At 35.9% G+C, this 14939-nt stretch carries 3 protein-coding genes; all 3 read right to left on the bottom strand.

Annotation, left to right across the window (positions count from 1 at the left end; all coding sequences use genetic code 11):
- On the bottom strand, nt 1–12938 hold a 12938-nt coding region (locus ABJI11_RS10045; RefSeq protein ID WP_348351754.1), incomplete at its 3' end, for a Calx-beta domain-containing protein.
- Entirely contained in the window at nt 12938–13219 is a 282-nt protein-coding gene (locus ABJI11_RS10040; protein WP_348351752.1) for a hypothetical protein, read from the bottom strand. The genes ABJI11_RS10040 and ABJI11_RS10045, both read right to left, overlap by 1 nt.
- 712 nt (nt 13220–13931) lie before the next feature.
- Nucleotides 13932–14939 (bottom strand): cryptochrome/photolyase family protein (locus ABJI11_RS10035; protein ID WP_348351750.1); only part of this gene is annotated, 1008 nt, incomplete at its 5' end.

Genomic DNA, 14939 nt, shown 5'->3' with positions numbered 1-14939 from the left:
TCGATGTCTGGTTCACAAGAATCTGTTGCAGTCAATACAGAGGCATCTGGCACCATATTACACTCAACGGTCATATCTTGTGGTAAAGCCTCATTAAATGTTGGGGCAACCGTATCTTCAATAGTAATTACTTGCGTATGTATACGAACATTACCCACACAATCAGTGATGGTCCATGTTCTGGTAATGGTATATTCAGTAGCACATTCATCGTCTTGCCCTTCAATTAATTCAGTATAATCTACCGTGATGGCACAATCGCTATCTGAAGTTATTACAAAAGCATCTGGTATAGTATCACAAGCTTCTATAGTCTCATCTGTAGGCCAACCTTCGTCACCATCATTATCAATAATAGTTACCGTAGCTATATTATCTGATAAGATCCCAACAATCGGACTTGAAATATTTTCAAGTATAACATTGAAAGTCTCTGGGTCTTCAATGATGATATCGTCTATAATCGGAATTATTATAGTTTGTGTATTGTCATTTATTCCGCCAAAAGTTAATGTTTGTGTATTACGATCAACACCGGTATAATCAAAGGCATCTAAAGCAGAACCGTCAACCGTGTAATACTCAACCGTAAATTCATCTTGAACATCAGCATTAAGAACTACGTTTAGGGTAACCGTACCTGCGCCTTCATTAACCTCAACAGAGGTAGTGTCAAATTGAACTCCGTATAAAGATGGATCTGCATCGTTATCGATAATATTTACCGTAGCCGTATCATTGGCAAGAATACCAACGATAGGAGAAGAAATATTTTCTAAAATAACATTGAAGTCTTCAGTAAATTCAATCAACGTATCGTCGATAATAGGAATTACAATGGTTTGAGTATTGTCATTGGTACCACCAAATGTCAATGTCTGGGTATTTTGAGGGACACCAGTATAATCACTACCATCAATAGTAGTACCGTCTACAGTATAATACTCAACTGTAAATTCATCTTGAACATCAGCGTTTAAAACAACATCAAGAGAAACCGTACCTGCACCTTCATTTACATCAACTGAAGTAACATCGAACTGGACCCCGTATAAAGAAGGGTCTGCATCATTATCAATAATATTAACCGTAGCCGTATCATTTGCTAGAATACCAACGATAGGAGAGGAGATATCTTCAAGTATCACATTGAAGTTTTCAGTAAACTCAATCAACGTATCATCAATAATAGGAATAACAATAGTCTGTGTGTTCGAGTTAGTACCTCCAAACGAAAGAGTTTGTGTATTTTGAGGCACACCGGTATAATCACTACCATCAATAGTAGTACCGTCAACCGTATAATACTCAACTGTAAATTCATCTTGAACATCGGCGTTAAGAACAACATCAAGAGAAACTGTACCTGCATCTTCGTTTACATCAATTGAAGTAACATCGAACTGAACTCCGTATAAAGAAGGGTCGGCATCGTTATCAATAATATTAACCGTAGCCGTATCATCGGCAAGAATACCAACAATAGGAGAAGAGATATCTTCAAGAATAACTTGGAAGTCTTCAGTAAATTCAATCAACGTATCATCGATAATAGGAATTATGATGGTCTGTGTATTTGAATTTGCTCCGCCAAATGTCAAGGTCTGCGAATCCTGAGGAACACCAGTATAATCCCTACCATCTAAAGTAGTACCATCTGCAGTATAATATTCTACCGTAAACTCATCTTGAACGTCGGCATTGAGAACAACGTCAAGCGAAACCGTACCTGCATCTTCATTAACATCTATTGAAGTAACATCGAATTGAACTCCATATAGAGATGGGTCCGCATCATTATCTGTGATGCTGATAATACCTTGGTCATCATTGATAACGATTAATGGAGTGGATAAGTTTGAAAGGTCTACAAAAAGACTCTCTGTAAACTCTATTAACGTATCATCAATTATACTTACAGTTATTGGGTGTATTTCCCCGTCTGTACCAGTGAATGTTAATTGCCCTGCACTAGTAGTGTAATCACCAGGTTCAATAGCAGTATCGTTATCAGTAGTGTAATCTAAAGTGAATCCACCTTGAACGTTACCTGTCAACAATACATTAATAGTAGCTGTACCGGCAGCTTCATCTACTGTGATATTATCATTCTCGAAAGAAATGCCGGTAACACCTGGTATGTTATCGTTATCAGTGATGTTAATATTACCTTGGTTATCATTTATAACAATCAATGTCGTAGATAGATTAGAAAGATCAACAAACAATCTTTCTGTTGCTTCAATGATGTTGTCATCTATAATGGTAACCGTTACAGGTTGAATTTCACCGTCCGACCCGGCAAACGTTAGTTGCCCTGCGTTGGTCGTGTAATCTCCTGGTTCTACAGCGGTATCATTATTGGTTGTATAATCTAAAGTGAACCCACCTTGAACATTACCGGTCAACAATACATTGATCGTGGCTGTACCTGCAGCTTCATCTACCGTGATATCATCATTCTCAAACGAAATACCGGTTACACCAGGTATGTTATCGTTATCAGTGATATTGATATTACCTTGATTATCGTTAATACCGATTAATGAAGTTGATAGATTCGATAAATTCACCAATAACGTTTCTGTAGTTTCAATAAAATTGTCGTCAATAATAGTTACAACAATAGGTTGTAATTCTCCATCTGTACCAGCAAATGTCAACTGACCAGAGTTACTTGTATAATCGCCAGGTTCAATTGCCGATCCGTTTGCCGTATCAAAGTCAATAGTAAATCCACCAGGAACGTTACCCGTTAGTTGTACGTTAATTGTTGCCGTACCAGCGGCTTCATCTACCGTAATATTATCGTTTTCGAACGCAATACCCGTAGTACCTGGTATATTGTCATTATCGGTTATACTGATATTACCTTGGTTGTCATTGATCGTAATCAATGCAGTTGATAGATTAGATAGGTCAACAAACAATCTTTCGGTCGCCTCAATTAAATTATCGTCAATAATTACAACTGTAATTGGTTGAGTTTCGCCATCTGTACCAACAAATATTAATTGACCTGCATTTGTGGTGTAATCTTCTGGTGTTACAGCAGTGTCATTGTTAGTTGTATAATCCAAAGTAAATCCACCTTGAACATTACCTGTCAACAATACATTAATTGTTGCTGTACCGGCAGCTTCATCAACAATTATATTATCATTTTCGAAAGTGATACCTGTACCTGGTATGTTATCGTTATCAGTGATATTGATATTACCTTGGTTATCATTAATAGCGATCAATGTTGTCGATAAGTTAGAAAGATCAACAAATAATCTTTCTGTTGCTTCAATGATGTTGTCATCAATAATATTTACGGTAATAGGGAGGGTTTCACCATCAGTACCTATAAATGTCAATTGACCGGCATCAGTAGTATAATCATCTGGTTCTACGGCAGTATCATTATTGGTCGTATAATCTAAAGTGAATCCTCCTTGAACATTACCTGTTAGCATTACATTTATTGTAGCGGTACCTGCAGCTTCATCTACTATAATATCATCATTTTGGAAAGAAATGCCTGTAGTACCAGGTATGTTATCATTATCCGTAATATTAATATTGCCTTGGTTGTCATTAATGGTAATCAATGAAGTTGATAGATTAGATAGGTCAACAAACAATCTTTCGGTAGCTTCAATTATATTATCATCAATAATTGCTACCGTAATAGGCTGAATTTCTCCATCATTACCATTGAATGTTAATTGGCCGTTTATAGGTGAATAATCACCAGGTTGTATTGCAGTGTCATTATTTGTAGTGTAATCTAAAGTAAATCCGCCAGGAACATTTCCTGATAACTGAACATTAATTGTTGCCGTACCAGCTGCCTCATCTACCGTAATATCATCGTTTTCAAAAGCAATACCGGTCGTGCCAGGTATATTGTCGTTATCGGTGATGTTAACGTTAGCTTGGTTATCATTGATAGCAATCAATGTTGTGGACAAGTTAGAAAGGTTAACAAATAATCTTTCTATTGTCTCAATTGCGCTATCGTCTATAATAGCAACGGTAATAGGTTGTAGCTCTCCATCAGTACCAACGAAAGTTAATTGACCAGTGCTCGTGGTATAATCATCTGGTTCAACAGCAGTATCGTCACCAGTATTAAAGTCTAGGGTAAAGCCACCTTGAACGTTACCTGTCAATAATACATTAACGGTTACGGTACCCACAGCTTCATCTACCGTAATATCATCATTTTGGAACGTAATACCTGTGGTGCCAGGTGTGTTGTCATTATCGGTAATATTGATATTACCTTGGTTATCATTAATAGCGATCAACGTTGTAGATAAGTTAGATAAGTCTACAAATAACCTTTCTGTCGTTTCTATAATATTATCATCAATTATAGATACGGTTACAGGGTGAGTTTCGCCATTTGTACCGGTAAATGTCAATTGACCAGAGGTTGTCGTATAATCACCGGGTTGTTCTGCTGAATCATTATTTGTTTCGTAATCTATGGTAAAACCGCCTTGAACATTACCTGTCAATAGTACGTTTATAGTTGCCGTACCTGCATCTTCATTTATGGTAATATCATCATTTTCAAATGAAATACCAGTAGTGCCCGGTATATTGTCATTATCGGTAATATTGATATTCCCTTGGTTATCATTTATAGATATCAAAGAGGTAGATAGGTTAGAAAGATTTACAATCAACCTTTCTGTGGCCTCAATTATATTATCATCAATAATAGTCACCGTAATAGGTTGAATTTCCCCATCTGTTCCGGCAAAGCTCAATTGACCAGTGGCAGTAGTATAATCACCAGGTTGAACAGCAGAATCGTCTGCAGTTGCGTAATCTACAGTAAAACCGCCTTGAACATTTCCGGTTAAAAGTACGTTTATAGTAGCGGTGCCATCTGCTTCGTTAACCATGATGTCATCATTTTGGAACGAGATACCCGTACCTGCAACACTATCATTATCGGTAATATTGATAGTACCTTGATTGTCATTAATAGTTATAAGTGTCGTTGAAAGGTTTGAAAGGTCTACGAATAAACCTTCGGTCACCTCAATAATGCTATCGTCGATAATAGCCACGGTTATAGGTTGCAATTCCCCATCATTACCTGCGAAAGTTAACTGACCAGAGTTAGTAGTGTAATCATTAGGTTGTGTAGCCGTATTATCATTGGTTGTGAAATCTAACGTGAATCCGCCTTGAACATTTCCTGTTAATAACACATTGATAGTGGCGGTACCTGCCGCTTCATCTATTGTAATATTATCATTTTGAAATGATATACCCGTTGTTCCAGGTATATTGTCATTATCGTTGATAGTACCTGTTGCGGTATTTGTTGGTTGCTCATCAAGAAAACCAACATTAATATTAGATTGTATATTAGATAACGTAATAGTAAAATCCTCTGCTGGTTCAATAATGGCATCATCCATAATTGGAACATCAATATTTACAGAATTGATAGCGCTGTTGAAAGTTGCGGTACCGTTAAAAGATGAGTAATCACCAGGTTCGATAGCAGTTCTATTTGCTGTAGCATAATCAACAGTTACCGTTTCGCCAGAAGCAATAGTACCAGTAAACGTCACAACAAATCTTGCAAAGGTATCAGTACCTTCTGTAACAATAACATTATCATTGGCAAAAGAAACACCTGTACTGCCAGGAACATTATCATTATCAGTGATACTTACAATACCCTCATTATCATTAATGGTAGGTGTATTTGTGCCGCTTGTAAGCTGAACAAAGAATTGTTCAGTAGTTTCTATAATTGTGTCATCATTAATTGTTATGGTAACCGATTTTGTTTCGTTATTAGTACCGGCAAAAGAAACACTATTAGATGTGGAAACATAGTCGCTGGCTTGAATTGCAGAATCATCTGCGGTAGCATAGCTTACGGTGAAACCACCAGAAACAGTACCCGTATGAGTTATTTCTAAAACAGCCGTGCCAGCATCTTCATTAACGGTAACATCGTTAATACTAAGACCAATAGGATTACCATTTTCACTAACGTAAATGTATTGTGTATGGCTTGTGCTATTACCAGCACAATCGTTAGTTGTCCAAGTTCTTATAATCGTATATGACGTACTTGTATTATCACCATCGTATGTTTCGTTAAATGTAACTGTAGAATTAGAATCACAATTGTCATTCGCAGAAAGCACTGGAGCTACTGGGATATTATCATGGGCGGCATAAGAATCTTGAGGTAAAGACTCGTTAAATGTCGGGGCTTCATCATCTTCTATGGTGATAACCTGAGTAAACGTATCACTAACTCTGCCACAAGCATCGGTAAAGGTCCAAGTGTTTGTGTAAGTACCTTCGGTAGGGCATGCACCAGATTGAACAAAATTACCGGCTGTTTTATGTAAAGTAAAATTACAAGAAGCAGTTGCAGGTACTAAAGAATTGGCATGGTTAAGTGCAGCAATATTATCACAAGCAATGGTTCTGTCCAATGCATTCGGAGCAGTAGACCAGTTTACTTGTGGAGGCTGTTGCACATCTATAATAGTAGGTGTGTGTGTGCCAATTCCACAAGAATCAGTAGACGAAGAGCTATTGGTTGTAATAGGGTCGCCATTGGTTACACCACTATAAGTAGCGTTAGCCTGAAGTTCAAAACTAGCGGTACATGCAGTTTCTAAGAAATAGCAAGCCTCTATAATTTCAATATCAAAATCAAGGTCATAATTATCACCCATATTAGTGATACCATTTTGAGCCGTAAAAGTCAAGGTTTTCGTTGCTAGGTCATAAGAGTGGGTAATACCATTAGGTAATGTGCCTACGCCTGAAAAATTAGCTTCTGCGGGTAAAACGGTAGTAATTACAAGGTCTTGAATATCATCATTACCAATATTGGTAACATTTAAGGTCAATGGTACAATTTCACCAGCGTCGAAAGGACCGGTAGTGTTTGTACTTAAATTCAAGGCACCTAAGCTAGGCTTGTACACATCTACACTTAATCCCATTAAATACAAACCGTAAGATTCTTGATCTGTAGTAATTTTAAATCGTGCAAATGTTTGATCGTTTTCTATATATCTATTAGCGGTGTTAGCTAATGGAAATACGGTAGCATCAAAACCTAAGGTATTGGTACTTGCAGCATTTCTATCCACATAATTTAATCCATCAATAGTAATGCGGCTATTAAAGAAGTTATCTTCATCTCTCAATGTAGTCGATAGTTTAGACCAGTTGTTGCTGGTATCAAAAATCAATAATTGGTCACCACTTAGATCACGGTCTCCCTCTAGCGCACCTAACATTACATTGGCATTGATATTTCCGTTCGGAATGGTCTCGAAACCACTAAAATTAAATTCAGTTTCACCTGCACCGTCAGATGCGAAAGTGTGAACATAACCATCATATAAGGTGATGTTTTTAGGGTCTAAAGAAACATTTTCATAAACGAATACAATTTGCCATCCACCAGAAGTTCCGGTAACATTTGCGATACCGTGCGAACGTAAATCCATTTCAGTAGCCTTTACATTACCAACTTGGTATGAGCCAAAAGGAGTAGAAAGTGCATTTATATCATCTGTAATATCTTTTATACATACATAGGGGTCATTTTGAAAATGATCATCACGACCTCTATAAATTACCTCGTCTGCAGAAACAGTTGTATAGGATGATTGACCAGGTAACATCAGTTTTACCTGATTGTAGTTCCAAGATGGTTCAGTAGCACTGCCACCTGTAGTACCGTCATATTCCTTATCTGCAGCAGCCCAGTATAAGTATGCTTTCTTAATGTTCAAACAACTTAAAGAAGGTTCAGGATTGTTTAAGTTGGCATTGGTAGAATTAAATGTAGATGGGTCTGAATCGATATCTACAAAAACATTATTGTTGAAATCGTGGTTTCCAGCTTCACCATTGTAATTACCAGTTGCATTTCTAGAAAGAACATTATTAGCAATCATGGTGAAATCTCCATTGATACTACCAGAGTAACGAATTTCAAAATCTTTTTTAAGGTTGGTATCGTTTACGAATATGTTGACTACGGCTTCATCTTCAGAGCCGTTGGAATCCACAATTTTATATCTAAAAGAATCATTACCATTAAATGATGCACTCGGTTGATATTCAAAATAGTCATCGGTAGCATCACTAGGTGTGCCGTTATTTCTTAATGTTACGGTACCGTTTATTGGGTTGTTTACTATTTGTAAAGCATTGGTAGATGCTGGCCCGTCAAATCCATAATCATCGTTGTCAAGAATGGTAATATCAGCAGAAGCTTGATTTTGGAATACAACAAAAGAATCATCTACCGCAGTTGGTAAATGGTTTATATCTGTAATAGTACCAATAGCTGTTGGGTTAGATGCCGTTATTGTGTTTGGTGAAATTGAAGTTATCGTTAATCTCAATGATTCATCTCCTTCTATTAATGCGTCTTGTATGATATCTACAGGTACTTGTAAAACCTCTGTTGCGGCACCTGAAAAATTTAAGGTACCCGTTTGTGATGAAAAAGTATAATCATTACCTGTAGTCGTTGTTACATCGGTAATTTCATAAGTAGCCGTAAAACCACCATTAATAGGTTTACCTGTATAGCTTATATCAAAATTGGTAGTAACATTAAATTCGTCTTCGGTAAAACCTGTTACATCAATAGTACCGCCATCATCATTGGTAATGGTACCTATAGCATCAGCATTTGTAATACTAATTTTAGAAGATACTGTTGGGTCAGTGTCAGAAGACGGATTAGAAATTGTTATTCTTAAATCTTCATCATTTTCAATGAAATCATCACCAACCACATTAATTTGAACAGAACGTACTTCATTGTTTACACCTGAAAAAGTAAGTGAGCCCGTAGCTAGTGGTGCTGTATTTAATGTATAATCATCACCATTGGTTGTGCTTATATCTGTAATTTCATAATCAAGTTCAAAACCACCATTTAATCTATCTCCCGTATAAGTAACATCGAAATTTATACCGTTGGTTTGTTCTATAATACTAAAACCGGTTACAGATACTGCGCCACCATCATCGTCGGTAATGACTCCTCTAGCTTGGTTATTTAATAAGTTAATACCAACACTTGAACGAATAGCAATTAAGTTGACAAAGAAGTCTTCTTCGTTTTCAATTACATCATCACTTATGATTGGAACTATAATGTTTTGAGTTTTTACTGCATTGGTAAAGGTTAAGGTTTGTATAGTAGCATTCGGATTGAAATCTGTTGCGTTATTTGCAGACCCATTATTTACAAAGTAGTCAACTTCAATAGTTTCGCCAGTATCAACATCACCATTGAATTCAACAACAAAAGTTGCATTTACTGTTCCATTAGTGTCACCTTCTACAACTGTTACGGTTAAATTTTGAAAATCTATGCCACTAGTAGCAGTATTGTCGTTGTCTAAAATAGTACCGGTACCAGTTGGATCTACAATATTTATTAAAGAAGTGGATAGGTTTGAAAGCTGAATGTTTAAATCTTCGGTAGCCTCAATAAAAGAATCTTCAGAAATAGTAATGGTAACAAATTGTTGGTCATTGTTTTTAGTACCTGCAGGAAAAGTTAGTTGTCCAGAAGCAAGAACAATAGTGTAATCTTTATCTTTTGTAGCAGTACCATCTGTAACACTATAATCTACTGTAAATTCATTTTGAACATCTGCACCGTTATAAGTGATCATAAAACTTGCACTTCCGGCAGATTCGTCAACAGAAAAATCTGAAGCGCTTAAACCGGTAGTTGCTGTTTTTATATCGTTATCGGTAATGGTACCAATAGCATTTGGGTCTACTAAATTAATTAGTGTAGTAGATAAATTCGTTAATTGAAAATTGATAGTTTCATCAGATTCAATTATCGTATCGTCATTAATGTTAATACTTACATTTTGCGAGTCGCCGTCCTTAGTTCCTGCCGGGAAGTTCAATTGACCGGTTAAGTCAGGGTTACCGCTGAAATCTGAGCCAGAGGAAGCGGTACCATCAGTAACATTGTAATCGACAGTAAAGGCATTTTGTAAATCGCCGCCATTGTAGGTAACTACGAAATTAGTATTGCCAGTAGCTTCATCAACCACGATATCAGCAACAGTTAACCCTGTTGTTGCCGTTTTTGTATCGTTATCTAAAATTGTACCTACTGCATTTGGGTCAACTAAATTAATAAGGGTAGTAGATAGGTTAGATAATTCTATATTTAAGGTTTCGTTGCCTTCAATAATACTGTCATCAATAATAGTAACACTTACTAGTTGTGTTGCTCCATCCGTAGTACCGTTTGGAAAAGAAATTTGTCCGGTTAAGGCAGCAGTATAATCTGTACCAGAATTTGCAGAACCATTTGTTATGGTATAGTCAGCCGTAAATCCTGTTTTAACGTTACCACCATTATAGGTTACAACAAAATTGGATAATGCAGTGGCTTCGTTGAAGTTAATATCTGCGATAGATAACCCTGTAGTTGCGGTAGTGTCATTATCTGTAATAATACCTGTAGCGTCTGCATCTGTAATAGCTAAAAGACTGTTAGAGATGTTTGATATTTGTATTGTCAAGCTTTCATCGCCCTCAATAACCGTGTCATCTGTAATGGCAAGTAATAAATTGCTAGTATCTCCGTCAGCAGTACCCGCTGGAAAGGTAACTTGACCACTTAGATTAACATTATAATCTGAAGTAGAAGTAGTGGTTACATCTGTAATGGCATAATCAACGGTGAAAGAATCTTGAACAGTAGGTCCGGTATAGGTTAAGACAAAATTTACGGTACCTACATTTTCATTGACAGAGAAATCAGCTATTGAAACTCCGTCACCAGCAGAAGGTACATTGATATTCGTAATAGTACCCGTTGCGGTATCGGTAATATCTCCGGCATTTGATGAACCATTGGTCATACCCAGGGTAAAAGTTTCGTCACCTTCAATTATAGCATCATCAATAGCAGCAATTGATATATTGGTATTTAAAGTGTTACTAGGAACAGAAAAATTAGATACAGCTGTGTAATCTGTAGCTAACGTAGTAATATTGATATAAGATAAATCAAAAGTTACCGCCTCGTTTACCTCATGAGAAAGGCTTACTGCAAAATCTAGGTCAGCACCTTCTGCAGAAGTAGCATCGGCTATTTCAACGGTTGGTCTAATAAATAAATCTGCTTCATTAGAATACGTATATGGTGTACATAAGTTCTCACTATCATAAGCACTAAAGCGATATTGGTTTCCACTTTCGGTACTTGTTATATTTGTTAGCGTTAAAGCTGTAGTTGTAGCACCAGAATAGATGCCACCATCTGAAATTGAATTCCAAGTAGTACCATCGTCAGAACTAACTTCCCATTGGTAGCTTAGAGCTGTTCCGTTAACTGCTGTAGTATATGTTACAGTATCACCTAAGTTTGCTACTCTGTCTGTAGGTTGCAATGTTATACTTACAGTTTCAAAAGCCGTTGTAACTTTACTATCAGTACCAGTATAACCACCTTGACCGATTACACGACCGGTAGAAGCGTCTACAGTACCATTTGCAACTGAAAGGGGAGAAGTACCTAAATAATCGTCATCATCGGAATCCGCATGGCCGGCTTCTATAGCATCTGGGCAACCATCATTATCAGAATCAGAATCTAAGCTGTCTATAATAGAATCTCCGTCAGAATCTCCTGAGCCTTCGTTAATATCGGTAATGCCATCGTTATCATCATCTTCATCGACTAAATCGTTAACGCCGTCAAAATCGCTATCTAAATCATCATCTGTAATAGTAATTTGACCTTCTGTAGCGACAAATACAATGTTCTGTGGTACATAATTGGTTATGGCATTACTGGTAGGGGTGTAAGTGGGTACTATTGTATAATACTCTGTAGGTTCAATAACCGTATCATCAACAATATCGAAGTCTTCTGATAAATTTTGTCCATTAGATCCACTGAAATTTAGTGTCCCGCTAGTAATAGTGTAATCAGAAGGTTGGGTAGCAGAATTGTCTGATGTAGTATAATCTATATCAAAAGCATTCTGGACTTCTCCATTAAGTGTAAATTCAATAATTGCGTTACCAACAGATTCTAATTCGGTTGTATTACTCAAATTTACTGTAGCAACATCATTATCATGAATTCTTAATGCAGAACGTTCTGTATTGATACTAACTCTAGAAGGTGATGAACCATATTTTGTAGCTTCTGCTACATTTCTCGATTTAATACCATTGAATTCTTCAGAAGGTTCAACAATAGTATTTTCAGTTGTTGGTATTGGTATAATTATTTCAGAACCAGCAATTGAACCAGCAGGGAAAATAACGGTAGTGGTAAACGAATTAAAATCTGATCCGTCACTTGCAGGACTAGTTGAGGTAGGATTGGCTTCTACGGAAAAATCAACACTATAGTCATCTTCTATACCAACATATTGTTGACCTCCAGAATTGGTGCCATTAGAAAGAGATAAACTGTATTGAATTTCATCACCTTCTGTAATGTCGTAATTTCCACCTATTACATAAGCAACATCAGTGTCTATAATAGTACCGGTACCCGTTGCATCAGAAAAAGAGTATGACCCAGAAGGATCGCTTAAAGTAAGGGTAAATTCTTGTTGGGTATCTTCGACCCAATCATCATTTAAAGCAGCCACCGTAAATGTAGAGGTAGAGCTAAAGAAGAAACCTAGAGTTACCGAAAGATCTCCGTTATAATCTTCGGGAAGTGTAGTTCCATCTGTATAAGTTACATCGAAAGTGTAGCTTCCTAACAACGGGCTTTCAGAAGTAACCGTAAAGGTCATGTTAGAACCTTCGTTGGCACTTGCGTCTGAAACTGAAAAAGTTTGCGCCGTTACATCTGCAGAACCAATAAAGAACCACATAGCAAATAGCAACAATGTTGATTTTATGAAAGTTGATTTTTTCATTATAGATTCTTTAGGTTAAATGAAAATGTTTGGTTTAAGTAAAGAGGATTGTTATCTGTCAGTTGTATATCTGCAACTATGTGTTTAAAATGCAGTGTACTGTCAATACTATTATTAGAGCGGTCAATGAAATAAACAAATTCATCTCCGCTTATGGAACAGTATATGTAGCTGAAATAAGATGAAGCATCTAATGTTTCATGCATTCCAAACATTGGGAACACAGCTTTTGATTTTCTGTTATGGGGGATGATGTTGTTAGAAGTGTGAATTGACTTCATAATAATGGTTAAGTTTAATTCTTAATTTTAATACTTAACCTTATCAAAAATGATTGCATTGTTTGTGCAAGTCATTATTGGATAGTAGGTTAAGAATTTTTGAAGAACAGATTTGGGATCTAATTCTGAAACAAAATTAGAATCTATCTGTTCAATAATTAAATTTTATAGTCCACACGGTGTTATTCGTCGATGAACATACGTTGGCAAAATAACGGTGATACATTTTTAATATTTAATTGTTGTTGTGTAAAATGGTTATTGTGTGGTATTAATTCTGTAATCCTTTTCTTTCTTTTGGGATTTAGGGCATAATAAGATAAAATTTAAAACATTATTAAACACTTGTTAATCAGTTATTTAAAGTGTATTATGTATAATGTAAAGTATAGGGATTGTATTAAGAACTTAATGAACTACTTTTTTTCATTTGTTGTAGACTGTTAAAATTGATGTTAAAAAAACTGAAATTAATGTTGTTTATATTACATCGATAAAATCAACATATTCAACTGATAAGGACGTTTTTTGTTTTTTAAAAAAGACGCTAATAAAACGTAAAACTGTCAAAAGCTAAGAACAAAAAAAACACCTTTTACAATTGTAAAAAGGTGTTTTTTTAATATTAAAACGAAATTTTATTTTGACAAAAACTGTTCAAAAAAATATGAATTTGTCCATGTTTCCATGTGATTTTGGCTTTTATTTTGGATTAAATATCATCTAAATTTTCAATGATATAAGTTGCTCTTTCTTGAATTTCTGCAAGTTTATTTCCATCCATTTTATTTAAAAGTGCCATCATCATATTCATACGTTGATTGTCTTTAAAATGTTCTTTTTTCTCCGATAGAAAATTCCAATATAACGAGTTAAATGGGCATGCTTTTTCACCAGTTTTTTTGGTATGGCTATAGTGGCAACCACTACAGTAATTACTCATTTTATTAATATAGTTAGCGCTGCTAACATAAGGTTTTGTTGCAACAATACCACCATCTGCAAATTGACTCATGCCTCTGGTATTGGTGATTTCAACCCATTCTATAGCGTCAATATATACACCCAAATACCATTGGTCAACTTCATCTGGATCTATTTGCGTTAACAAAGCAAAATTACCAATAACCATAAGTCGCTGTATATGGTGGGCGTATGAGGCATCTAAACTTTGCCCTATAGCTTTTTTTAGACAATTCATTTTTGTGTTACCTGTCCAGAAGAATTCAGGTAATTTGTTGGTATTGTTTAGAGTATTCAATTGTTTGTATTCAGGCATTTCTTTCCAGTATATACCTCTCATATACTCTCTCCAGCCTAAAATTTGGCGTATAAACCCTTCAACTTGAGAAATATTTATATCATTAGATTTATCATAAAAATGTTCTAAGACGGTATTTATTACTTTATTTGGTGCCAATATTTTGGCGTTCATAGCAAAGGATAGACGTGAGTGAAAAAGAAACTTTTCATCTGTATGCATGGCATCTTGGTAATCGCCAAAATGAGGTAGTAGTTCATTGCAGAAATAATCTAATGTATTTAGACATTCCTCTCTAGTTACCGGCCAAGGGAAATTTGTTATATCGATGTTGCCAAACGTTTGAACATTTTTATCGTTCAATAGTTGAACGATTTTATCTATATTTTTAGAAAATTCCTTTTCTTTAGGAATAGGTGTCTTGCCCTTCCATTTGTTTCTATTGCTTTGGTCATAGTT

This window comes from Maribacter sp., assembly GCF_039968975.1.
GTDB lineage: Bacteria > Bacteroidota > Bacteroidia > Flavobacteriales > Flavobacteriaceae > Maribacter.
The sequence above is the reverse complement of the archived record's forward strand: the minus strand, read 5'-3'. Positions and strand labels throughout refer to the sequence as shown.

Excerpts from the sequence above, each read along its gene's own strand:
- ABJI11_RS10040 (WP_348351752.1), bottom strand. The coding sequence starts at position 13,219 with ATGAAGTCAATTCACACTTCTAACAACATCATCCCCCATAACAGAAAA.